The 23,066-nt window shown below is 74.6% G+C and carries 22 protein-coding genes; 8 read left to right on the plus strand and 14 right to left on the minus strand.

From position 1 onward, the window contains the following. Positions 1-186: 186 nt before the first annotated feature. Positions 187-1,032 (minus strand): NmrA family NAD(P)-binding protein, encoded by an 846-nt coding sequence (locus CNX65_RS22180; protein ID WP_096495493.1) that lies wholly within the window; start codon positions 1,030-1,032, stop codon positions 187-189. Positions 1,033-1,114: 82 nt separating this feature from the next. On the opposite strand from CNX65_RS22180, the gene CNX65_RS22185 reads away from it, so the two are divergent. Then, positions 1,115-2,065: an AraC family transcriptional regulator gene (locus tag CNX65_RS22185; RefSeq protein ID WP_096495494.1), complete on the plus strand. Its 951-nt coding sequence runs from the start codon at positions 1,115-1,117 to the stop codon at positions 2,063-2,065. Between the two features lie 45 nt (positions 2,066-2,110). Here CNX65_RS22185 and CNX65_RS22190 read toward each other — a convergent pair whose 3' ends face one another. After that, positions 2,111-2,866, minus strand: a complete 756-nt coding sequence (locus CNX65_RS22190; protein ID WP_096495495.1) for a sulfite exporter TauE/SafE family protein — start codon at positions 2,864-2,866, stop codon at positions 2,111-2,113. A gap of 495 nt (positions 2,867-3,361) precedes the next feature. Between CNX65_RS22190 and CNX65_RS22195 the strand changes: the two genes are divergently transcribed. Next, entirely contained in the window at positions 3,362-3,679 is a 318-nt protein-coding gene (locus CNX65_RS22195) for a hypothetical protein (protein ID WP_157767783.1), read from the plus strand. A gap of 7 nt (positions 3,680-3,686) precedes the next feature. Here CNX65_RS22195 and CNX65_RS22200 read toward each other — a convergent pair whose 3' ends face one another. The 6 genes from CNX65_RS22200 to CNX65_RS22225 all read right to left on the minus strand — a co-directional run bounded on the left by CNX65_RS22200 (position 3,687) and on the right by CNX65_RS22225 (position 8,322). After that, entirely contained in the window at positions 3,687-4,505 is an 819-nt protein-coding gene (locus CNX65_RS22200; protein WP_198320534.1) for a helix-turn-helix transcriptional regulator, read from the minus strand. Between the two features lie 4 nt (positions 4,506-4,509). Further along, complete coding sequence (locus CNX65_RS22205; protein ID WP_096497927.1) at positions 4,510-5,421, minus strand: SDR family oxidoreductase; 912 nt, start codon at positions 5,419-5,421, stop codon at positions 4,510-4,512. 47 nt (positions 5,422-5,468) lie between these two features. Next, complete coding sequence (locus CNX65_RS22210; RefSeq protein ID WP_096495497.1) at positions 5,469-6,011, minus strand: TetR/AcrR family transcriptional regulator; 543 nt, start codon at positions 6,009-6,011, stop codon at positions 5,469-5,471. Then, positions 6,004-6,837 (minus strand): alpha/beta fold hydrolase, encoded by an 834-nt coding sequence (locus CNX65_RS22215; RefSeq protein WP_096495498.1) that lies wholly within the window; start codon positions 6,835-6,837, stop codon positions 6,004-6,006. Before CNX65_RS22215 ends, CNX65_RS22210 begins: the two co-directional genes overlap by 8 nt. 63 nt (positions 6,838-6,900) lie before the next feature. Continuing rightward, entirely contained in the window at positions 6,901-7,785 is an 885-nt protein-coding gene (locus CNX65_RS37295; RefSeq protein WP_232519952.1) for a TetR/AcrR family transcriptional regulator, read from the minus strand. Between the two features lie 114 nt (positions 7,786-7,899). Further along, positions 7,900-8,322, minus strand: coding sequence for a hypothetical protein (locus CNX65_RS22225; protein ID WP_096495499.1), 423 nt, complete (start codon positions 8,320-8,322; stop codon positions 7,900-7,902). 310 nt (positions 8,323-8,632) lie between these two features. Here CNX65_RS22225 and CNX65_RS22230 point away from each other — a divergent pair, with 310 nt between their 5' ends. Further along, positions 8,633-11,449 carry an AfsR/SARP family transcriptional regulator gene (locus CNX65_RS22230; protein WP_096495500.1) on the plus strand — a complete coding sequence of 939 codons (2,817 nt, stop codon included), beginning with the start codon at positions 8,633-8,635 and terminating at the stop codon, positions 11,447-11,449. An 11-nt stretch (positions 11,450-11,460) separates the two neighbouring features. Here the strand turns inward: CNX65_RS22230 and CNX65_RS22235 are convergent, their stop codons facing one another. Then, positions 11,461-13,560, minus strand: a complete 2,100-nt coding sequence (locus CNX65_RS22235; protein ID WP_096495501.1) for a 2Fe-2S iron-sulfur cluster-binding protein — start codon at positions 13,558-13,560, stop codon at positions 11,461-11,463. 87 nt (positions 13,561-13,647) lie between these two features. Here CNX65_RS22235 and CNX65_RS22240 point away from each other — a divergent pair, with 87 nt between their 5' ends. Next, entirely contained in the window at positions 13,648-14,262 is a 615-nt protein-coding gene (locus CNX65_RS22240) for a TetR/AcrR family transcriptional regulator (protein ID WP_096495502.1), read from the plus strand. 131 nt (positions 14,263-14,393) lie between these two features. Next, the gene (locus CNX65_RS22245) at positions 14,394-15,119 is read left to right on the plus strand and encodes a GON domain-containing protein (protein ID WP_096495503.1); all 726 of its coding nucleotides are present in this window, start codon (positions 14,394-14,396) and stop codon (positions 15,117-15,119) included. Between the two features lie 98 nt (positions 15,120-15,217). Here the strand turns inward: CNX65_RS22245 and CNX65_RS22250 are convergent, their stop codons facing one another. From CNX65_RS22250 to CNX65_RS22265, 4 genes are all read right to left on the minus strand, one after another. After that, positions 15,218-17,011 carry an AMP-dependent synthetase/ligase gene (locus CNX65_RS22250; protein WP_096495504.1) on the minus strand — a complete coding sequence of 598 codons (1,794 nt, stop codon included), beginning with the start codon at positions 17,009-17,011 and terminating at the stop codon, positions 15,218-15,220. 163 nt (positions 17,012-17,174) lie between these two features. Then, positions 17,175-17,900 carry a helix-turn-helix transcriptional regulator gene (locus CNX65_RS22255; RefSeq protein ID WP_198320535.1) on the minus strand — a complete coding sequence of 242 codons (726 nt, stop codon included), beginning with the start codon at positions 17,898-17,900 and terminating at the stop codon, positions 17,175-17,177. Positions 17,901-17,932: 32 nt separating this feature from the next. Further along, positions 17,933-18,223 (minus strand): putative quinol monooxygenase, encoded by a 291-nt coding sequence (locus tag CNX65_RS22260; protein ID WP_232519953.1) that lies wholly within the window; start codon positions 18,221-18,223, stop codon positions 17,933-17,935. Positions 18,224-18,311: 88 nt separating this feature from the next. After that, entirely contained in the window at positions 18,312-18,914 is a 603-nt protein-coding gene (locus CNX65_RS22265; protein ID WP_096495506.1) for a TetR/AcrR family transcriptional regulator, read from the minus strand. A 92-nt stretch (positions 18,915-19,006) separates the two neighbouring features. On the opposite strand from CNX65_RS22265, the gene CNX65_RS22270 reads away from it, so the two are divergent. Then, on the plus strand, positions 19,007-19,702 hold the full coding sequence (locus tag CNX65_RS22270; RefSeq protein ID WP_096495507.1) for a nitroreductase: 696 nt from the start codon (positions 19,007-19,009) through the stop codon (positions 19,700-19,702). Between the two features lie 442 nt (positions 19,703-20,144). Here CNX65_RS22270 and CNX65_RS22275 read toward each other — a convergent pair whose 3' ends face one another. Continuing rightward, positions 20,145-21,317 carry a DUF4241 domain-containing protein gene (locus CNX65_RS22275; RefSeq protein ID WP_096495508.1) on the minus strand — a complete coding sequence of 391 codons (1,173 nt, stop codon included), beginning with the start codon at positions 21,315-21,317 and terminating at the stop codon, positions 20,145-20,147. Between the two features lie 84 nt (positions 21,318-21,401). Between CNX65_RS22275 and CNX65_RS22280 the strand changes: the two genes are divergently transcribed. Together CNX65_RS22280 and CNX65_RS22285 are read left to right on the plus strand one after the other, a co-directional pair. After that, complete coding sequence (locus CNX65_RS22280; RefSeq protein WP_232519954.1) at positions 21,402-21,842, plus strand: RNA polymerase sigma factor; 441 nt, start codon at positions 21,402-21,404, stop codon at positions 21,840-21,842. 106 nt (positions 21,843-21,948) lie between these two features. After that, positions 21,949-23,040 (plus strand): CU044_5270 family protein, encoded by a 1,092-nt coding sequence (locus CNX65_RS22285; RefSeq protein ID WP_177154307.1) that lies wholly within the window; start codon positions 21,949-21,951, stop codon positions 23,038-23,040. Positions 23,041-23,066: the final 26 nt, after the last annotated feature.

Genomic DNA, 23,066 nt, shown 5'->3' on the forward strand with positions numbered 1-23,066 from the left:
GACGCGGTGTTCGACCACGTCGGAGGGTCGGGGCTGGTGGGCTCGTGGCGGTTGGCGCGCAAGGGCGGCGTGCCTGCCAACTGCGGTCGGCGTCCACAAGGGGTGACAACAGGGCCGCCTGCGGCGGTTTCCCCCTCGCCCTGGGCCACGGATCGGCCGCGTTGTCCGCTCGACCCGGCGCGCGGGTCAGACGGCCCAGCCGCCCTCCTCGGCGGTGGACTCGGCGAACTCCGCGAACGTCCTCGGCGGCCTGCCGAGCGCGCGCTGCACGCCGTCGGACAGGTGGGCGTCCGTGCCCTTGCGGATCGGCTCGACCACGTCGGCGTACGCCTGGGCGTCGTCGCGGGACAGGCCCTGCTCCACCAGCTCGGCGATGAAGTCGTCGACCGACAGCGGGACGTAGCGGATCTCGCGGCCCGCGGCCTCGGAGATGGTCGCGACGGCCTGCGCCATGGTCACGGCCTCGCCGCCGGACAGCTCGTAGACCTGGCCGGAGTGGCCGTCCTCGGTCAGCGCGGCCACCACGACCGCGGCGATGTCCTCGGCGTCGACGAAGCTGGCCGCGCCGTCACCCGCGGGCAGCCTGACCTCGCCCGCGCGGATGGCGTCGGCGAAGAAGCCCTCGCTGAAGTTCTGGGCGAACCAGCCCGGCCTGCTGATCGTCCACTCCAGGCCGCTCTCGCGGACCGCGGCCTCGCTGTCGAGCAGGCCGTCGAGCATCCCGGTGGTGTCGGTGGCGTAGCCGGGGTCGTCGAGGCCTCGACCGGAGGCCAGCACGATCCGCTGGAGGCCGTGCTCGACGGCCAGCTCGACGAACGGGCGGACGAGCCTGGTCCCGTCCAGCTGGACGAGGTAGGCCGACCGGGCGCCCTCGAGGGCGGCGTCCCACGTGCCGCTGTCGGTCCAGTCGAAGACGTGCTCGCCGCCGCGGGCCGCCGCGCGGACCGGCAGGCCCCTGGCGCGCAGCTGGCGGACGACGCGGCTCCCGGACTTCCCGGTCGCCCCGGTGACAAGAATCGGTTGGTCGGACATGGCACCAGTCAAGGCGGGAAGCGCGAGAGCTTCCATGGCTCACGAGCTCCGGTTGATGTTCGAGCGTCTAAGGTCGGGGGGCGTGGACGTGGTTTCGGAGCTGCTGGCCGAGGTGCGCGCGCGGGGGGCGGTCTTCCGGCAGGCGATCGTGCGCCCGCCCTGGGCGCTGCGGATGGCCACCGGCGCGCCGCTGATGCTGGCGACGGTGGTGCGCGGCGAGGCCTGGATCGTCCCGGACCGGGGCGAGGCGGTGCGGATCGGCGAGGGCGACGTCGCGGTGGTCCGGGGCGACGTGCCGCACGTGGTGGCCGACTCGCCGGGCAGGCGCGCGGAGCTGGTGGTGACCGACGCCGACTACTGCCCCGGCGAGGAGGGCGTCGAGCCGCCGCGCGGGCCCGCGCGGACCTGCGGGGCGCCGGACGAGGGGTCTGCGGTGCTGCTCAGCGGGGCGTTCGAGCGGCGCGGCGAGCTGAGCGAGCGGTTGCTGCTGGCGCTGCCGGACGTGCTGGTGGCGCCCGGCGAGGAGCGGTTGGTGGCGGTGCTGGCCGAGGAGGTCGCGGCGGACCGGCCGGGGCAGCAGCAGGTGCTGGACCGGGTGCTCGACCTGATGCTGGTGTCGGCGCTGCGCACGTGGTTCGACACCCCGGACGCGAACGCCCCCGCGTGGTGCCGCGCGCTGGACGACGCGGTGGTGGGGTCGGCGTTGCGGCTGCTGCACGACAGCCCCGCGCACCCGTGGACGGTGGCGGAGCTGGCCGCGCGGGCCGGGGTGTCGCGGGCGGGGTTGGCGCGGCGGTTCACGGCGGTGGTCGGCGAGCCGCCGATGGCGTACCTGGCGGGCTGGCGGATCGCGCTGGCCGCCGACCTGTTGCGCGGCACCGACCACACGGTGGGCGCGATCGCGCGGAAGGTGGGGTACGCCAACGCGTTCGCGCTGAGCGCGGCGTTCAAGCGGCTGCGCGGCGAGCGGCCGAGCGAGCACCGGAACCGGGCGCCGGGGCCCCGCCCGCCCAGCTCGCGGCAGGCCGGGTGAGGGCGCGGCGGGGCGTTCCCGACCGGCGCGCCCGCCAGGGCGGGCTCAGGTCAGGTACAGCGCGATCGCCACGCACGTCGCGAACACCACGATCGTCCACCGCAGCACCTCCTGCGGGAGCTTGCGGGCGATCCGGGCGCCGACGTAGCCGCCGATGACGGTCGCCGGGGCGAGGACCGCCACGGCCAGCCAGTTCACCGGGCCGAAAGCGCTGTACAGCAGGACCGTCGTGATGCCGACCACGGCCGCGAAGACGTTGCGCAGCGCGCTGATCCTGCGCAGCGGCTCGTCCAGCACGAGCGAGACCGCGGCGAGCACGAGCACGCCCATGCCCGCGTTGAAGTAACCGCCGTAAACACCGCACAGGAAGAACACCACCTGCAGCTGGATCGCGGTTTTGCGCGGGGTGTTGTCCTTCGGGTTGCCCGCGAGGGCTTTCAGGCGCTTCTGGAACGCCATCATCATCGCCGCCGTCAGCACCAGGAACGGCACGACGGCCTCGAAAACGGCGCGCGGGGTGAACAGGAGCAGGGAGCTGCCGCACAGGGCGCCGACGACGATGGTCGGCACCACCGCCAGCATCCGCCTGCCCTGGCCGACCAGGTCGGGGCGGCTCGCGACGGCGCTGGAGGCGTAGCCGGGGGCCACCGAGAGGGCGTTCGTGACGTTCGCCGCGACGCCCGGCAGGCCCATGGCCACCAGCAGCGGGAACGTGATCAGCGAGCCGCCGCCCGCGATCGCGTTGATCCCGCCCGCGACCAGTCCGCCCCCGAACAGGGCGAACGCCTCCCACAGCTGCACCGCGCCTCACCCTCCACCACCGGCCTCGGCGCGGCAGCGCGCCGGGACCGGGAAACCTCTCGGACCAATCACCGCCGACCATGATGAAATGCCCGGTTCCGGAACATCAACCGGGTGTGACAGTTCTCTCCGGCGACGATTCCGACATCGCGGGCGAAAAGGCTCGCGGATATCGCGCGGGTGGGCCGGGTCTCAATTTTCGAGTGGTGCGGGCGCGCATTTTCCGCCGTCCGGAGCGGGGCGCGCGGGCGCGGGGTGACGGAGCGGAGTCGGGGGTGGGGGCGCACGGCGGAGACCCTGCCCGCCCGACCGCGCCACCGCCATCGAACGTCGCAACGACCACCGGGGCAGCGGTCACGCAGAGGCGCAAAACTGCGGACACATGCATAAGTCGTTGATGCGAACAGGTGGCGAGTTCGCCCGTTCGGGCCTAGGCGGACACGAAACGTGCTGACTACGGTCCGTTGTGCACCCCGCACTTGGAGGCTCGCGACGATGTCGCCGAAGAGCGTTGGCACGATCATGAAGCACCGGCACGAGAGGGTCGTGATCCTCAAGACCGGGTTGCGCGTCCACGGCGCGGAGGCCGTGACGATCGCCCGGCTCAGCACCACCAAGCCCGCCGACAGCGTGCCCTGCGTGGAGGCGAAGACCTGGTACGACGGGTACTGGGTGCGGCTCGACCAGGTCAGCACGGTCAAGTCCACCGAGCTGATCAGCGCCTGGACCGGTCCCGGCAAGCTGCCCGCGGAGCCGCTGGCGTCCGCGATCGCCCGCCTGGACGAGGAGGACGGGAAGGACGGGAAGGGCTGACCCCCGCTCACCCCACCGCCGCCAGGAGCAGCAGCTTCTCGTAGCTCTCGCTGCCCGGCTCCGCGGTGAACACCAGCAGCGTCTGCGCCTGCTCCGGGTCCACCAGGGTCTGGCACCGCAGCTCCAGCAGCCCCAGCTCGCGGTGCGCGAACCGCTTCACCCCCGGATACCCCTCCCCCACCCGGTGCTCGGCCCACACCCGCGCGAACTCCGGGCTCCGCGCCAGCAGCGCGTCCCGGATCTCCAGCGCCCTGGGCTCCCCCGCGCTGCACGCCTGCCGGAACTGCGCCGCGTACACCCGGCTGTGCAGCGCGTGGTCCTCCTCCGGGTGAACCGCCCGGCTCGCCGGGTCGGTGAACCACCGGTAGACCGCGCTGCGCGCCAACCCGGTCCACCGCGTGTCGTCCCCCATCAGCGCGACGGCGGGCCGGGTCTGGGCGAGCGTCTCGCCCACCCGGTTGATCACCTGGGCGGGGGTGTCGGCGAGGCGGTCCAGGATGCGCATCGTGCCGGGGCTGATGTGGTCGCCGCGCGGGTGCCGCTGCGGGGCGGGGTGGCCGCCGACGCGGAACAGGTGGTCGCGCTCGTCCAGCGACAGGTGCAGCCCGCGCGCGATCCCGGCGAGCACCTGCTCGGACGGCTGCGGGCCGCGCTGCTGCTCGATGCGGCTGTAGTAGTCGGCCGAGATGCCGCTGAGCGCGGCCACCTCCTCGCGCCGCAGCCCGCCGGTGCGCCTGCGCGGCCCCCTGGGCAGGCCGACGTCCTCCGGTTGCAGCGCCTCGCGCCGCGCCCGCAGGAAGTCGGCCAGCTCGGCCCGGTTCAGCATGGCGTCAGTGTCCCCGAGCCGCGAACGCCACGTCGGCCAGGCCGAGCGAGAGGTCCCACAGCCGGACGGCGTCGGCCTCGCCGCGGGCCCGCCGGTAGACCTTCTCCTCGGTGGCCGCGCCGGTGAGGTGGAACAGCCCGCGCGGCCCGTAGAACCGCCCGCCCGGGGCGTCCGGGGACGTGGCGGCGTGCAGCGCGGGCCGCAGGCCGCCCTCGACGGTCTGCACCGGCCAGCCCAACCGGGACAGCACCCGGAACGGGGCGTCGAACGTCGAGCGCGCGCCGCCCATCGTGGGACCGGCCTTCTGCAGGTTGGTGGTGGTGAAACCGGGGTGGCAGACGTTGCTGGTGACGCCCCAGCCGTGCGCGCGGCTGCGCCGGTCGAGCTCCAGGGCGAACAGCATGATCGCGAGCTTGGACTGGTTGTAGGCGCCCCACGGCGAGTAGGCGCGCTCGGACTGGAGGTCGTCCCAGTTGATGCGGCCCGCCATGGAGCCGAGGGAGACCTGGGTGGTGACGCGGGCGCGGGCGGCGACGAGCAGCGGCAGGACGCGGGCGACGAGGGCGAAGTGGCCGAGGTAGTTGGTGCCGAACTGGAGCTCGAAGCCGTCCTCGGTGGTGTGCCGGGTGGGCGGGGTCATGACGGCGGCGTTGTTGACCAGGACGTCGATCGGGCGGCCCTCGGCGGTGAGCCGGTCGGCGAGGTCGGCGACGGAGGCCAGCGACGCCAGGTCGAGCACGCGGGTGGAGGAGGCGCCGCCGATCTTTTCCAGCGCGACGCGGCCCTTGGCCGCGTTGCGCACCGGGATGACGACCTCCGCGCCCAGCGCCGCGAGCCTGCGGGCGAGGCCGAGTCCGATGCCGTCGCTCGCGCCGGTGACGACGGCGAGCTTGCCGGTGAGAGGGGTTTCGCTCATGGGACCGAGCCTGTCGGGCGCGGGCGGGCGGATGAAGGCACGGACCATCAGGGGACGGGTTGTCCCTGCCTGGGCCACCTCGGTGCGGCGCCCAGGCCGGTGATCAGGGTGTCGACGAGGTAGCGGTAGCTGCGGTCCACGTCGTGCGGCAGGCCGAAAGCGCCCGCGGACTCCAGGGTGATGAAACCGTGCGAGGCCGACCTGAACGCGCGGGCGGCGTGCGGCGGGGAACCGGTGAGGCACAAGGAGAAGAGGGCCATCGCGGGGTCGTCGGCCAGGACGGCGGCGGGGTAGCGGCCGGGGTGGGCGCGCGCCCAGTGGCGCAGGGCGTCGGCCAGCGCGCGCAGGGCGTCCGGTCCGGAGCGCCCGGCGACGGCGCGGCGCAGGACGTCCCCGATCTCGTGGGCCGCCAGTGCGGAGACGGCGTTCTTGAGGTCCGCCAAGGACTTCACGTGCCGGTACAGCGAGGGCGCGCGCACGCCGAGGCGTTCGGCGAGCGGGCCCATGGCCAGGTGGTCGAAGCCCACCTCGTCGGCCAGCGCGGCCCCGGCCGCCACGACGGCGGCCCGGTCGAGGCGGCTCCTAGGCACGGGTGGCGGCGAGGAACTCCAGCACCAGCTCCACGACCCGCTCGGGGAACTGGACGTGCGGGTAGTGCCCGGCGCCCGCGACGACCGCCAGCCTCCCGAGGCCCGCGGGCAGGTCGGCGACGACGGCCTCGCCCTCGGCGCGCGGCGAGACCCAGTCTGGGTCCAGTTCGCCCTGCACGACGAGCACCGGGCACGTGACGTTCGCCAGCTGGGCACCCGCGTCGGCCGGGGAGCCCTGTCCCATGGCGCGCAACGCCTTCATGCGGCCGGGCTCGCGCAGCATCGCGGCGATCTCGGCCTGGCGCGCGTCCCAGTCGGCCGGGCGGGGGCCGGGGTGGGCGAGCTCCAGGTAGCGCAGCCAGCTGCCGGTGCTGCCGAACGCGGCCATGCCGAGCAGGGCGAGCACCCCCTTGCGGTAGGCGGGGTGCGCGAGGTCGCGGAGGGAGAACTCCTGGGCGCGGGTGAACGGGGTCAGCTCGACCAGGGCGGTGACCAGCTCGGGCGCGGTGGCGGCGGCGATGGTGGCCGCGCCGCCGGAGATGGAGTGGCCGACCAGGACGGCGGGGCCGCCGAGGTGCCGGATGAGCGCGACGAGGTCGCCCGCGATCGCGGTGCGGGTGTGCTCGGGCCAGCCGGTGCTGGACTCGCCGTGGCCGCGCAGGTCGACGGTCGCGACGCGGTGGCCCGCGGCGACCAGGAGCGGGGCGACGAAGCGGTAGGCGGCGCGGCTGTCGCCCATGCCGTGGGCGAGGACGACGAGCGGGCCGGTGTCACCGGCGAGGTCGTAGGCGAGGGTGCCGCCGTCGAGGGTCAGGTGCTGGGTCATGGCGTCCTCCGGGGTGTTCGTTATGCGTGTTAGCCAAAAAGCTAATGCCATTAGCCAGCCTTGTCAACACCGACCCGCGCGAGTCCGCCCGCCCGCTTGCGGAGGCACCCCTCCGCCAACTCGGGCACGCCCTACCGGAGGGACGCCTCCGGTAGAGCGGAACCACCCCTGATCCGCTTCGCGAAGAGCGGAGAACCCTTGCGCGCCAACGGGGTCATCGGCAGCGGGCGCGTGGGCAGTGGGCGCGTGGGCGGCGCGCTCGCCTGCGACCTGGCGTTCGCCGCCGTGCCGGTGCGCGCCTACCGGGACCTGCCCACGACGGCGCTGCGCGACCGGACGGTCGTTGACGCGCTCAACCACGCCCCGGCGCGCCACGGCCACGTGCCGGGCCGGGGCGGGGCGGGGCGACGACGAGCGCTCGCGCCGGACCCCGTCCAGCGCCATGGCGAGCACCCGGTCGCGCTGCGCGTCGTCCCGGCGGTTCCCGCCGCCGACCCGTTGACCGGCAGGCGCACGTCGTCGAAGCTCACGTCGGCGCGCGCCGCGCCCGCCCGCTGCGCTCTCGAGCAGCGGCTCACCGGCCCGGTGGACGCGCTCGACGTAGCCCGCGACCATCGGCGAGTCGACGTTGAGCGCCTCGTAGAGCGCCTTCTTGGCTGCCGAGCAGGCGACGAGCTGCCGCAACCACACCACCAGCGCCTCCCACGGCTCGTGCCCGTCCAGCTCGTCGGCGTGGACGGTCCCGAACAGCACCTGCCGGTTCGGGAAGTTGCGGTGGAGCGCGCCGATGCCGGCCCCGGCGCGCCGGGCGACCTCCTCCAGCGAACCGCCGACGCCGTGCGCGGCGAAGACCTCACGGGCGGCGACGAGGAGGGCGTCGAAGTTGCGCCTGCCGACCACGCGCTGCGGTCGGCGCGCGACCTGCGGGGACGCCTCCGGCTGGGGCACCGGGCCAGTGTGGTCGGCGTGCTCAGCGGTTTCCGCCGCCGCGCGCGCCGAAGCGCCGTGGTGCGGCTCCCCGAGCGGGAACCGCACCACGGCGTCAGGCGGACCGGGAACCGGTCACCAGGCGCCGATCTTCACCTGCCCGTTGAGGTAGACCTCCGCCCAGAAACCCTTGGCCACCGGGAAGTGACCGATCGCCCAGTTCAGGGCGGCGGCCAGCGGCGGGCACAGCAGACCGGCGAGCGGCCCCTTGACGATCACGGCGCACACCGCGCCCGCACCGACCTCGACCAGCTCGGTGCGGCTGATCTTCACCCAGTAGTGGTCCCGGTCGAAGCCGCCCTCGGCCTGCGCCCCGACCTCGCCGAGCGGCGCGGGGTCGATGTCGAGAACCTGCACGCCCTCCGGCGCCGGGACCCGCGTGACCGCGGCGACGGGCACGGGGTCCGTGCCGCTGGCGGCACCGGCGGTGTGCCCGACCGCGACGGCCAGGGCCGCCACCATCCCGAGGACGGCAACGGCTCGCTTGACGATGTTCATGCGCTCTCCTGGAGACTCGTTCCGCCCGACCCGCGAGGGCCGTTCGGAGTTGGGCTGAGCAGGTCTTCCCCGCTCGGTGCGCACAGTGGAGGCACCTCCTGAACCGAAACTGAAACGGCGCGGGCCCGATGCGGCGCGCACTGCCCCGTGACGTCCGGTCCGGTGACTCGGGTCGTCATTCAGGTGAGGCCCGGTCGCACCACCCCCTGAAGCACCCGAAAGCCGGTATAGCTCTCGGCACACGACACCGCTCACACCGCCGAGCGGTCGATCGGAGGCAGCCCCGCCGTGTGGACCGGAGGTGCGTCGGGTGGAGCGGGCGGACGTCGACTTCCGGCTGTTGGGGAGCACGGTGCTGCGGTCCGAGGACGGCACGCCCGTGGAGGACCTCAGGCAGCAGCTGTGCACCCTGGCCGTCCTGCTGATGCTCGAGTGCGGCACCCCGGTCCCCAGGCACCGGATCAAGGAAGCCCTGTGGCCCGAGGACGTCGGCGCTCCCCCGCCGAAGGGCGCCGACGACGTCGTGGACCAGACCGTGAGCAAGCTCCGCAAGCTGATCGGCAAGGAGCTCGTCATCACCAGCGGCGCCGGTTACCGGTTGGCCGTCGACAAGCTCAGGGTCGACCTGCACGCGTTCAACTCCCTGGTGGAGCGGGCGCGCGAGCAGAACCCCGCCGAGCGCAGCGCCCTGCTGCACGAGGCACTGGGGCTGTGGCGCGGTGACACCCCGATCCAGGACGCGCTGCCCGGCGAGCGGGGTGACGCCATCCGCAGGAGCCTGATCGAGGCGCGGCTGCACGCCGTGGACCAGCGCTTGGCGGCGGACCTGGAGCTGGGCAAGCACGACGAGCTGATCAGCGAGCTGCGCGCGCTGGTCGACGCGCACCCGGAGCGGGAGCGGTTCCACTACCACCTGATGCTGGCGCTGCACAGGTCCGGACGCTCGAAGGACGCGCAGGCGGTCTACCGGCGCCTCGTGGGCACCCGTGCCGCAGAGGGCGGAGCCCCGTCGTCTCCCGTCGACACCCTGCACGACTTGATCAGCACCAGGGACCCCAGCCTGGACCCACCGGTGCGGATCGACCGCGCCCGCCTCCACCGGCCGCAGGACGTCCGACGTCTGATCGCCCCGTTCACCGGGAGGCGCGGCGAGCTGGACGAGATCACCCGGTTCGCCCGGAGCGGTGCGCGAGGTCCGGTGGTGGTGCTGGTCAGCGGTGTAGCGGGCATCGGCAAGAGCTGGTTGGTCCGGCAGTGGGCGACGCTCAACCAGGAGCGCTTCCCCGACGGCATGCTCTACGTCAACCTGCACGGCTTCAGCAGCCAGAACGAAACGCGGACCCCCGCCGAAGCGCTGCAGGTGCTCTTCGACGGGTTCCGCATCCCCCTGGTGGAGCTCCCCCGCACCCACGAGGTGCGCGTGAGCGAGTGGGACCGGTTGATCTCCGACATGACGCTGCTGGTGGTGCTCGACAACGCGGCCACCGCGGAGCAGGTGCGCCACCTGATCCCGACCGGCCGGAACGTCATGGTCCTGATCACCTGCCGCAGTCACCTGACCGGTCTGGCCACCGAAGCGCACGTGCGGCAGTTGCACCTGCGTCGCCTGCCCCACCTCGAGGCGGTGGACCTGCTGACGACCAAGCTCGGAGCCGACCTCGTCACCGCCAACCCCCAAGCCACCGGTGAGCTGCTCGACGCGTGCGCGGGCCACCCGCTGGCCCTTGCCGTGCTGTCCGCCCGCGTCGGGACCGGCGACGGCGCGCACCTGCGCGAGCTGGTCGAGGAGCTGCGCACGACCGGGTTGGCCGCGTTCGACACGGACGACCCCGACACCAGCCTCTCCGCGATCCTCGACTTCTCGCTGCGGGCGCTGTCCCGCGATGAGCGGCAGCGGTACGCCTACCTCGGTCTCATGCCCGGCCCCGACGTCACCCCGGCGACGGCCGCCGCGCTGTTCGACGCACCGCTGGGAGAAGCCCGCAGCGTTCTCGGCAGGCTCGTGCGGGCCTCCTTGCTGGAGGAGGCTGGTGGCGGTCACTTCGAGCTGCACGACCTGGTCCGCGCCCACGCGGCCAGCCGGGCGGCCAGGTGGCCCGACGAGGAGGAGGCCGCACGGGCTCGGGGGCGCGTCATCGCCTACCTGCTGCGCGCCACCGCCGCGGCGGACGAACTGCTGGCGCCCGGCCGCGTCCCGATCGTCCTGCCCGCGTGGCCCGCGCGGAGCGTCCCGCCCGGATTCTCGACGCCGAACGACGCGCAGCAGTGGCTGGCCCGACACCACCGCATGCTCCTGGCCGCTCAGCGGGTGGCCGAGCAGGCGGGTGACTCGGCCTCGGTGTGGAAGCTCGCGTGGGCCCTGCACACGTTCCACGCGCGGTGCTGGCACCGGGAGGAGCACCTCGACACCTGGCAGCGCGGGCAGGCCGCCGCAGCGGCGATCGGCGATCCCCTGATCATGGTGCGCGTCTCCTGCATGCACAGCGGGGCGCTGGCGCGGACAGGCCGGTCCGAAGCGGCGCTGGAACTGGTGGAGAGCGCGCTGCGGATCGCCGAGACCAACGGGGACCACGAGGGACGGGTGCTGGCGCACCGGTTCTTGTCCTGGTACTGGCTGGAGATCTGGTCCGACTACGGCAACGGCCTGCGCCACGCCACGGCCACGCTCCACCTGTTGCGGCAGCACGACTGCGGCACAGCGGCCATCATCGCCTCGACGCACAACACGATCGGCTGGTGCCACGCCAACCTGGGTGATCACGAGCAGGCTAGAACGCACTGCGCGCAGGCGCTGGAGCACGCGCAGGAGCACAACGACCTCGCGCTGGAGGCGGCCTGCTCGGACAGCTTGGGCCTCGCCGCCCTGTCGGCCGGGGAGCACCGCGTCGCGGTGGAGAACCTTGTCCAGGCGCTCGAGATCCTGATCGTGCAGCACAACGACGTGGCCGCGACCAAGACGCTCGACCTGCTGGCCGAGGCGCTCACCGGGATCGACAGGGCGGACCTGGCGGACGAGGCGCTGCGGCTGGCCGGGGCATTCCGCCGTGACCTGCCGAGATCCGAGCGGGAGGATCGTGCGCGGCAGGTCGTGCGGCGCGTTCGGCACCTGCTGGTCTCACCGGGTTGATCCGGTCCCGCTCAGCGCCCGGAGACGTCCACGGTGACCGGGGACAGCGGGCAGGTGACGCAGGTCAGGACCTGGCCCTCGGCCCTGCGCTGCGGGGTCAGGCAGTTCGGCTCGGTCATCGCCACCTCGCCCGCGCGGAGCGTGGTGGCGCAGTCGCCGCAGCTGCCGACGGTGCACGAGTGCGGCATCGGGAGGCCTGCCGCCAGCGCCGCGTCGAGCAGGGTCTGGCCCGGTTCGACGACGGTCGAGCCGAGGGTTCGGGCGCCGTCGACGACGACCAGGGGTTGCGGGGCGGTGACCCTGGTCGGGGCGGCGGTGGTGTAGCGCTCGTGGTGGACGCGCTCGGGGGGCACGCCCCTGGCGGCCAGGACCTCGCGGAGCAGGGTGACCAGGGGGTCGGGGCCGCAGGCGTAGTAGGCGGCCCGGTCGGACGGGGTGAGCTCGGTGAGCCAGGACTCGACGCGCGCGGGGGTCAGGCGGCCCTGGTCTGCGGTGTGGACCTGGGTGATCGACAGGCGGTCCGGGTTGCGGTGGGCCAGGTCGGCGAGCTCGTCGGCGAAGATCACGTCCTCGGCGGTGCGGTCGGTGCGCAGCAAGGCGATCCGGGCGGGGGCGTCGGTGGCGAGGAGGGTGCGGATCATGCTCATCAGCGGGGTGATGCCGCTGCCCGCCGCGAGCAGGACGACCTCGCGGTCCACCGCCGGGTCCAGGTGGAACGCGCCGGACGGGCCGCGCAGGCGCAGGCGGTCGCCCGCGCGCAGGTCGTGGTTCGCGCGGGTGGAGAAGCGGCCTTCGGGGACGCGCTTGACGGTCAGCTCCAGGCTGGTGCCGCCGGGGGCCGAGGACGCGGAGTAGGAGCGGCGGACCGGCTCGCCGTCGAGGTCGGTGAGCAGGGTGAAGAACTGGCCGGGGCGGAAGTCGAAGGGGTGCGGGGAGTTCAGGACCAGGGTGACGGCGTCGGGGGTCTCCCTGCGGATCTCGGCGATCTCGACTTCCCTGGACGGGGGTTCCGGGGTGGTGGGGGTGAGGCGGACGTCGCCGTAGCCCTCCTGGCGCAGGTTGGCGCGGTAGGAGCGGTTGATGACCAGGCGCAGCGCTTTGCCCAAGCCGGGGATCCGGGTGAGCGCGCCGAGCAAGCGGGGCAGGAAACCCTTGCGGGTGGCCAGGTTCGCGGCGAGGTGGTCGCCTGCCAGGACCATCAGGTCGGGCACTTCACCGGGGCGGGTGCGCGCTTGCGGGGACCAGGCGCGGGAGCGGGTCAGCGCGGCGTTCGGGGTCACCTCGGCGTGCTCGACGGCGACGAGCAGCGCGGCGTGCGGCGGGGTTCCGCGCAGGGCGAGGGGTTCGAGCAGGTCGGGGTCGGTGGTGATCGACGCCCGGCCGCTGACGTGCAGCACGTCGGTGCGTCCGGGGATCAGGGCGGCGAACGAGACGCGGTCGTCGCGCACGAGGTTGTGCAGGGTGTCGGCGCGCTTGTTGCCCCTGCGGTCCGGGATGGCGAGGGTGCGGGCGTCCAGGGCGCGGGCCGCGCCGCCGAGGTCGCCGCGCGGGCTGGTGTCGGAGCCGCCCCCGCCGTCCTGAGTGGACAGTGCCAGGAACCTCGCCGCGGCGAGGAAGTCGGCCACCTCGGGCACGGCGAGCGGGCCGGCGCCCCCCGGTCGCGGGGCGGGGTCGGCGGGGACGGGTGGTTGCCACAGGTCCGAGCGGATCACGGCCTGGGCGCAGTGCACGTACGCCTCCAGCACGTCCACGAGCTGCTCGTCGCCCGCGCGCCCGGCGGCCCTTCCGTTGAGCCGCAACGTCTCCCCCACACCGGGCAGGAGGAAGGTGAACGACACCGGGCCGCGCGGGCGGGCTCCGGGCAGCGGGAACGAGATGCGGGTGGGCGAGTGGACGCGGGCGAACCCCGGCGCGCCGCCGACGAACGTCGTGCGCTGGACGCCGTCCGCGTCGCGGTGGCCGAAGGCGGCGAGCGGGCAGCGGGCGAGCACGGCGCGGCAGCCGTCGTCCAGCGCGGTGATCTGCTTGGCCAGCACCGGCGCGGGCGCGCGGCCGATCACCGCCTCGACCTGCGCCACCGTGGCCAGCCGGTGCGGGGTGGTGGAGGTCATGCGTTGTTATCGCAGCTCATGACACTATTGTGAGCATTAGCTCAGGTCTTGACTACTCGCTTTCCGCGCACCCCCAGGAGACCCCGCGTGCCGTCCGCCGATCGACGCTTGGAGCCACGTCGCAAGCCCCGCCAGGTCCGCGCCGAGCTGACCCGCGAGCGCATCCTCACCGCCGCTGCTCACGTTTTCACCGAGCACGGGTACGCGGCGGGCACCACGAACCGCATCGCCGAGCGGGCGCGCGTGTCGATCGGGTCGCTGTACCAGTACTTCCCGAACAAGGACTCGATCCTGGCCGCGCTGCTGATCCAGCACGTGGACCGGGGGAGCTGGCCGGGGTTCGAGGAGCTGGACCTGGCGCCGGGGACGCTGGAGGCGCTGGTGCGGGCGCTGGTGCGCGACGCGGTCGACCACCACCGCGACGACCCGAGGCTGCTGCGGCTGATGATCGAGGAGGCTGCGGCGTCGCAGGACCTGCTGGACGCGGTGCGGCGGCACGGCGAGCTGCGGACCGGGCAGGTGCGCCAGGTGCTGGAGCGGCACCCGGACGTGCGGGTGGGCGATCCGGGCCTGGCGGCGGACCTGGTGCTGTTCACGGTGGAGATGAACACCCACAAGTTCATGGCCGCGCCGGGGGGCACGGCGGTGGAGGTGTTCGAGGAGGAGCTGGTGGCGATGGTGACCCGGTACCTGCGGGGGTGAGGGGCCCGCCCGTCCGGGGGACGGCGTCCCGAAGGGGGTCACCTGCTGGGGTGCTTCCCGGACGCGGGGGCCGCGCCGCGTTCTAGGTTCGCCGTAGCCGACCTGCCCCCGACGACGATTGCGAGCCCGACATGGGACCTGCCCTCCGCAGCGCGCTGGCCATTGGCACGGCGCTGGTCGCGGTGGCCGCGCTCGGCGCCGCCCCCGCGACGGCCGAGCCGCGCGGCCTGCTCGACAGCTGCGCGGCCGTGCGCAGCCTCCTGCCCGGCGCGCCGGACGGACCGTACCTGCTGCTCACCAACCGGCGGCTGCTCGGCGTGCACTGCCACGACATGGCGGGCACGCCGCGCGAGTACCTCGACCTCCCGGACACCGGCGGGACGGGCAACTTCTCGCAGTACACGGCGGGCGGCGCGTCGCCGGGGACGAGCGTGCGCACCACGTTCACCAAGCTGCGCGTGGACCCGGCGACGCTGACCGCCGACATCGGCGACCTGACCTTCGCCACGTCCACCGGCTCCCTGGCCCTCGGGGGCGCCACGGTGACGTCGATGCCCTACGCCACCGCGATGAGCTGCGACGCGACCGCGAGCGGGGTGGCGAGGATCGACCTGCGCGGCACCGCGTTCGCCGTCTCCGACACGTTCCAGGTGGGCGGTTTCGCGGCGTCGGGCACGGCCGCGCTCGCCCCCGACGGGCAGTCCGCGGACCTCACCGGCGGCGGCTACTGCGGCTGGAACGTCCCGGCGCCCGGCTTCTACAACCCGACCAACCCGCAACCGGGGATGACCGCGCTGGAGCTGTCCTGCGCGCCCGGCGGGCTGCTGCGCCCGAAGCCCTGCTTCGAGATCACCTGATCCGGGATCACCTGATCCGGGACCACCTGAGCGGAACCGGCCCCTCGGCGGGCGAGGCGCGGTGACCGGGCGCTCCCCGGTCACCGCGGCAGGCCGCCTCACTCCGCGTAGATCTCCCGGATCTGCGCGTCGAAGTCCGCGCGCACCACGTTCCGCTTCAGCTTCAGCGACGGCGTCAGGTGCCCCGACGCCTCGGTGAACTGCCCGTCCAGGACGCGGAACTCGCGGACCGCCTCGGCGCGCGACACCGCCGAGTTGCCGAGGTCCACCGCGAGCTGCACCTCCGCCAGCAGGTCCGGGTCCTCGCGGAGCTGGCGCGGCGTCAGGTCCCCCTTGCCGTTCTGGGCGGCCCAGCGGGGCAGCATCTCCTCGTCCAGGGTGATCAGGGCGGCGATGAACGGCTTCGCGTCGCCGACGACCATGCACTCGGCCACGAGCGCGTGCGAGCGGATGCGGTCCTCGATGACGGCCGGGGCGACGTTCTTGCCGCCCGACGTCACGATGATCTCCTTCTTGCGGCCGGTGATCCTGAGGTAGCCCTCCTCGTCCAGGGAGCCGAGGTCGCCGGTGCTGAACCAGCCGTCCGCGTCCAGCACGGCGGCGGTGGCCTCGGGGTTGTTCCAGTAGCCGGTGAAGATGTGCTCGCCCTTGAGCTGGACCTCGCCGTCGTCGGCGATGCGCACCGACGAGCCCGGCAGCGGCAGGCCGACCGTGCCGATCTTCTGCACGTCCGGCGGGTTCGTCGTGGTGGCGGCGCTGGACTCGGCCAGGCCGTAGCCCTCCAGCACCACGAAGCCGAGGCCCCGGTAGAAGTGGCCGAGGCGCTCGCCGAGCGGGGCCCCGCCGGACAGGGCGTAGGCGGCCCGGCCGCCGAGGACCGCGCGGAGCTTGCCGTACACGAGCCGGTCGAACAGCTTGTGCTTGAGCTTGAGCGCCAGTCCGGGCCCGGAGGGGGTCTCCAGCGCCCTGCTGTACGCGATGGACGTGTCCACCGCCAGGTCGAACACCTTCTGCTTGCCGCCCGCGACGGCCTGGGCGCGCGCCGAGTTGTAGACCTTCTCGAACACGCGCGGCACGGCGGGCAGGAAGGTGGGCTGGAACGCGGTCAGCGCGGCGGGCAGGTCCTTGAGGTCGCTGACGTGGCCGAGCTTGACCGGGGCGGCGAGCGAGCAGAGCTGGATGACGCGGCCCAGCACGTGCGCCAGCGGCAGGAACAGCAGCGAGGAGGCGTCGTCGTGGAACAGCGGTCGCAGCCGGGCGATGGTGTTGCCGCACTCCGCCAGCAGGTTCCGGTGGGTGATCACGCAGCCCTTGGGGCGGCCGGTGGTGCCGGAGGTGTAGACGATCGTGGCCAGCTCGTCCGCGCCGAGGCCCGCGATCCGCTCGTCGAGCACCTCGTCGGTGACGGACGCGCCGCCCGCGTCGAGCTGGTCGAGCGCGCCGTCGTCGATGGTCCAGACCTGCTTGAGCGCCGGTAAGCCGGGCCGGACCTTGGCCACCAGCGAGCGGTGCGCCTCGGTCTCCACGACGATGGCGACCGCGCCGGAGTCCCGGAGGATCCACTCGACCTGCTCGGCCGACGAGGTCTCGTAGACGGGCACGGGCACCGCGCCCGCGCCCCAGGCGGCGTAGTCCAGGACGGTCCACTCGTAGCGGGTGCGCGACATGATCGCGACCTTGTCGCGCGGCCCGACGCCCGAGGCGATCAGCCCCTTGGCGGCCGAGCGCACCTCGGCGAGGAACCGGGCCGCGGTGACGTCCCGCCACGCGCCGTCGACCTGGCGGGCGAGGAGGACGCGGTCGGGCTGCTCGGCGGTGTTGCGGATGACGGGACCCAGCAGGTTGTCCTCGGCGGGTACCTCGTAGAGCGGCGGGATGCTCTTTTCGCGCAAGGCTCTGCTCCTCCTCGACACAACGGCGTGCTAGGGCGGGGGAGCCAGTCCAGCACGGCGGGTGCGCGAACACCAGGATTCGCACCGGGGGCGGCGGGGCGCTTCGGCCGTGCGGCGCAGGGCGTTGGCCCGACCCGCGCCAGAACCGGGCCAGACCTGGGCGTCAGAGCCGGAAGCTGGCGCGGTACTCGCCGGGCGTGCGGCCGGTCAGGTCGAGGAACGCGGCGTTGAACGCGGACAGCGAGCTGTAGCCGACCGCGTGGGCGATCGTGGTGATCGGCTCGTCGCCCGCCAGCGCCTCGATCGCCCGCAGCAACCGCATCCGGCGCAGCACCGCGCGCCACGTCGTGCCGGTCTCCTCGGCGAACCTGCGGGCCAGCGAGCGCGGCGCGAGGCCGACCTCGGCTGCCAGGTCGGTGAAGCGCGGGTCCTCGCCGAGGCGTTCTCCGGTGAGCCGCAACGCCTCGCGCAGCTCGGCCCACCGGCCCACCGGGACGGACACCGGGGCCGGGTGCTCGGCCAGCCGCCAGGTCACGGCGGCGAGCGCGGCGAAGAGCGGGCGGGCGTAGGCGTCCAGGGGGTCGGCGGAGGCGGGCAGGGCGGCGCACTCGGCGAGCAGGTGGCGGGCCAGCGGGGTCAGGTCGAACACGGCCAGCGGGGCGGGCGGCGGCGGGGCGAAGCCGGGGTGCAGCAGGACGGAGGCGGTGGTGACCGGGACGGGCACGCTGACCCGGATCGGTTCGCCCGCCTCGATGAGCGCGGCGCGCGCGGGCGGCAGCAGCCAGGCCCGGCCGCGCGCCTCCAGCCTGAGGGTCCCGGTGGAGGCGCACAGCAGGTAGTGGTGCTCCAGCCGCAGGTCGCGGGTGGGCGCCGCCGGGAAGGAGCGCACGACGCTGCGCGCCTCCCGGCGGTCCGGGGCGGTCAGGCGACCACGTCCGGCGGTTCGGCGCGGAAGCGCCTGCTGACCGGTGGTTCGGCCAGCAGCGGGCGGACCGAGGCGCCGAGGCGGGCGAAGGGCTCGGACGCGAGGTAGCCGTCGAGCGCGGCCTGGTCGGTCCACTCGTGCAGGACGGTCGCGCGGTCCGCGTCCTCGCGGGAGGCGCAGACCCGGAAGTCCAGGTTTCCCGGCATGGCGCGGACGCGGTCGCGCTCGGCGTCGAAGTGGGCCAGGACGGTCTCGCGGTGGGCGGTGCGCAGTTCGACGAGAGCCACGAGCACGGTGGTCCCCCCCTTGCGGATCGGTGCGGATGCCTTGGTGGCACGGGGAATCCTCGCGCGGCGGACCGCCGTCGCGCCTCCGTCAGGCGGACGTGTTCGCGCTCGTGGCGGCCAGGCGCGGCGCGTGGTCGAGTAGGACCTCGGCGGCGGCGCGGGCGTGGCGGCCGTAGTCGGGGTCGTTGAGCACCATCGCCCGGCTGGCCACGCCGTCGGACAGGGTGACGAGCTGCTCGGCGAGCGCCTCCGGTTCGGCGATCCCCAGCTCGGCGACGAGGCCGGTCGCCAGTTCGAGCATCACGAGCTTCTGCGCGCGGGCGAAGGCGTGCGCGCGGCCGTCCGGGTCGGGGTCCTCGGTGGCGGCGCGCAGGAACGGGCACGATCGCACGTCCCCGTCCCACAGGCCGAGGCCGAACATGCCCAGCAGCCGCTCGCGGGGCGGGGTTCCGCTGTCCCGCAAGGCGTCCAGCATCGTCGCGCCGGAGTCGAGCAGGTGGTCGAGCTGGGCGAGGACGAGGTCTTCCTTGGTGGGGAAGTGCGCGTAGAGGGTGCGCTTGGAGACCGGGGCGGCCTCGGCGACGTCCTCCATGGTGGTCGCGGTGATGCCGCGCTCGTCGAAGAGCCGGACGGCCGCCGCCAGAATCCGCTCCCTCGCGCCCCTGCCCGCCCGCTGCCCGGTGTCTGCCACGACCTGAAGTATACGCCACCGTTTACAAAGCGGCGTCGGCTCCGCTACGGTGGTCCTCAAGTAAACGGAACCGTGTACTTAAGGAGCCGGTCGTGCCCACCACCCTCCCCGCCCCCACCACCCTCCCCGCCCTCGCCGACCGCCTGATCCGGGGACGCCGCGCCACCAGGGCGTTCCTGCCCGACCCGCTGCCAGGGGAGACCCTGGAGGCCGTGTTCACCCTCGCGGGCGCCGCGCCGTCGAACTCCAACGCGCAGCCCTGGCAGGTCGAGGTCGTCAGCGGCGCCGCCAAGGACCGGCTCGCCGCCGCCCTGGTCGCCGCGCACGCCGCCGGTCACCGCAGCGTCGACTTCCCCTACAGCCACGACGTCTACTCCCCCGTCCACCTGCGCAGGCGCGCGGAGGCGGGCGCGGCGCTGTACGGGGCGCTCGGGATCGGCCGGGAGGCGGAGGCCCGGCGGGCCGAGTACGACGAGCGCAGCCTGCGGTTCTACGAGGCCCCGCACGTGGCCCTGCTGTTCGCCCCCGACTCCGGCGACCCCAGGCTCACCGCCGACGTCGGCATGTACGCCCAGACCCTGCTGCTGGCCATGGAGGCGCACGGCGTGGCGAGCTGCCCGCAGGCGCTGCTGAGCTTCTACGCCGACGTGGTGCGCGAGACCCTCGGCGTCACCGGCGGGAAGCTGCTGTTCGGCGTCGCGTTCGGGCACGCCGACCCGGAGGCCCCGGTGAACGCGGTCTCCGTGGGCCGCGCGCCGCTCGGCGAGACCACCCGCTTCCACCGCTGACCGGGGCCGGGGTCGGGGTCGGGGCCACCACGACCGCGCCCGCCCCGTCCCGCTCCGGCCCGGCGAAGCGGGTCTCCACCTCCGCCGCAGCACCGAGCAGGTGGACGTGCGAGTCCGCGCAGGCGGTGGCCTCCCCGGCGGCGGCGCACTCCCGCTCGGCGCGCGGCCTGCGCCCGCCGACCACCGCCAGGTCCGCGTACCGCCTCATCGACGATCCCGGCCAGGCGATCGCCCCGGCCGGCCCGACCAGCAGGGGCGCGCGGCTGATGAGCGCCAGCGCGGACCGGACCCGCCGCCGCACCCGCTCGACCCGCGCCCGCGCGTCGGCCTCCAGCGCCGCCGGCACCTCGGGCCGGTCGGCGACGGCGGCGAGCAGCGCGCTGACGATCCCGGCCAGCCGTGCGGGGGCACGGGCGTGGTCGGGCGCGGGCTCCCGAAGCGGTCAGCCCCCGTCGAAGTGCCGCTCCGGCGCGAACAGGGTGTCCAGCACGAAGCAGGTGATCGACCCGTCCGCCGCGCGCCCGACCCACGTCGGGTACGCCCCGTCCCCGTTCGGCGCGGTGAACAGCAGCATGTCGCCCCCGCTCACCGGGTCGGACAGCAGCGCGGTGCGGTGCTCCGCCCCGTCCGGGTCGACCTCGTGCTCCCCCACCAGGTCGCCGAGCGCCTCCGCCGCCGAGGCGTCCACGAAGCACAGCTGCCCGGAGTCCACGCCCGCGCCGTAGAACTCGCCCTCGCCCAGCAGCGCCGGGTCGCTCTTCTCCACGCGCGCGGGCTCCCAGGTCGCGGCGGGCACGTCGGCCAGCACGAGCTGGAGCGCCGCCACCGGCTTCCAGTCCGGCTTGTCCGCGCACACCGCCAGCAGCACCCGCACCGGGTGCGCCACCGGCATGAGCATGTCGTCGAACGGCTCCTCGTCGGTGGGCCAGGCCGGGTCGGCGGCGACGAGCCTGCCGCTGGGCAGCCGCAGCGGGCCCACGTCGTGGCCCTCGATCGTGAACTCCGAGCCGTCCACGACGAACCGCGCGCCCGGCTCGAACAGCTCCCCCACCCTCGGCTCCAGCGGCGCGGGCGGGCGCCACGGCGGCTCGGCGCCGGGCGGGGCCGGAGGGGCGGGGCGGCGCACGAAGGTCCCGTCGAGCCCGGTGTAGGCGTGCCAGTCGCCGAAGGCGGGCACCCGCCGGTACAGGGTCTCGACCGGGACCTCGTCCTCGGTGGCGTACGAGCCGCCGTCGGGCAGGTCCTTGACCAGGTCCCGGTCGCCCTGCGGCGAGTGGCTCACCTCGGTGCGCTCGACCTCGTCGGAGAACTCCTCGTCGCCGGGGCCGTAGACCCACTCGGTGCTCGACAGGTGGAACAGCCGCCCGTGCAGCACCACGTCCACCCGGACCCGCTCGCGCCTGCCCGCCGCGTCGAACCACGAGCAGCGCCGGTAGCGGTCGGCGATCTCCAGCAGCGCGGTCGGCGCGCCCGAGTCCGGGTCGACCAGGCACACCGCGTACTGCTCCCCCGCGAAGTCGCGCTCGCGCGCCCGCTCCTCGTCGAGCCCGCCGACGACGGTCCGCGCGACGGGGTCCCACCCCTCGCAGTAGACCAGGCCCACCATCTGTCCCATGCCGCAGAAGGTAGTGGCGCGCCCCGGCGCGGGCCGTGCGGGGAGCCCGTGAACACCTCGGGCGGCCTCGGGCGAGAACCGGGTGTGCGAGCGATCGAGGACGACCGGGACACCGACCGCCCGGACCTGTCCGACGCGGGGCGGGCGTTCGGCGAGCTGTTCGACCGGCACGCCCGAGCGCTGCACGGCTACCTGCGGCGGCGGGTCGGCGACCTGGCCGACGACCTGGTGGCCGAGACGTTCCTGGTGGCCTACCAGGGCAGGGCCGGGTACGACCCGGCGCGCGGGACGGCGCGGGCGTGGCTGCACGGGATCGCCGCGAACCTGCTGCGCAGGCATTTGCGGCAGGAGGTTCGGGGGTTGCGGGCGTTGGCGCGGGCCGGGGCCGAGGTGGGGTCGGCGGCGGCTCGGCGGACGACCACGGCGGTCGGGTGGCGGAGCGGGTGGACGCCTCGGTGGCGGCGGGGCGGCTCGCGGGCGCGCTGGCCGCGCTGGAGCCGGGCGACCGGGACGTGCTGCTGCTGACGAGCTGGACGGGGCGCTGGAGGCGCTTGATCCGGGTGGGGGTGGGGGTGGGCGTGGGGGTGGCGCGGGTGCGGACGCGGCGCTGGCGAGGGCGCGTGCGGCGCTGATGGCGCGGGTGGCCGAGGACGTGGCGGCGGGCGCCGGCACGGGCGGGACGGGCGCGGACAGGACGGGCGCGGACAGGACGGGCGCGGACAGGCCCGGCGCAGGCAGGTCCGGCGCGGGCAGGACAGCGGGCGGGTCCGGTGCGAGAGGGGTGCGTGTGATGGGCAAGCGCTGGTTGGCCGGTGCGGCGGCGGTGGGTGTGCTGGTCGCGGGTGGGCTGGTGGTGTGGCCCGAGGGGGTCGGCGGGCGGGGCGCGTCGGCGGAGGCGGCGGAGGCGCTGGAGCGGGCCGCGGCGGTCGGCGCGGTCGACCCCGAGGTCGGGCCGGGGCGCTACCTGCTGGTCACCACCCGCGCGTGGTGGCTGGGCAGCTCGACGGGCGGCGGGCGCTCGTTCAGCAGGCTGAGCGAGAACCTGCAGGAGACCTGGGTGCCCGCCGACCGCGAGGACGAGTGGCTGCTGCGCCGGGACGTCACGGGGGAGCACCGGTGGGTGGTGGGCACGGCCGAGGAGGCCGAGCGGGCCGGGGCGTTCCGGGAGGGCCGGGGGTGGCCGGAGGGCGAGTGGCGGGCGGCGTGCGGGCGGTTCGACGAGGTCCCGTCCGGTCAGGTGCGGGTGTCCGGCGGGCAGCCGCCCGCGCGGTCCGACTGGTGCGGCGGCGGGAGCTGGCAGCAGCCGACCGCGAGCTGGCAGGACGGGCTGCCCGCCGACGTGGACGGGCTGTGCCGGAGGCTGCGCGCGGACGTGCCCGAGGACGACTCGCGCGGGGACTCGGCGCTGCTGACCTCCGTGGCCGACGCGCTGCGCAGCGGGCTGGTGCGCGAGAACGTGCGGGCGCTGATGCACCGGGCGCTGGCGAAGCTGCCGGGCCTGGAGGTCGTGGACCGGGCGGCCGACCTGGACGGGCGGGTCGGGATCGCGTTCGGGCTGACCGGGCAGTTCGAGCGGGCCGAGCTGATCGTGGACCGGGAGACCGGGCAGTTCATCGGCGAGCGCACCGTCGCGACCGGGCGGGGCTCGCTGCCCGCCGGGACGGTCACCGGGTTCACCTCGGTGCGGACGGCGGTCGTGGCCGGGCCCGGCGCCCGGTCGTGACACCGCCGCGGGGGGCGCTTCCCGCG

Source organism: Actinosynnema pretiosum, from assembly GCF_002354875.1.
Lineage (GTDB): Bacteria > Actinomycetota > Actinomycetes > Mycobacteriales > Pseudonocardiaceae > Actinosynnema > Actinosynnema auranticum.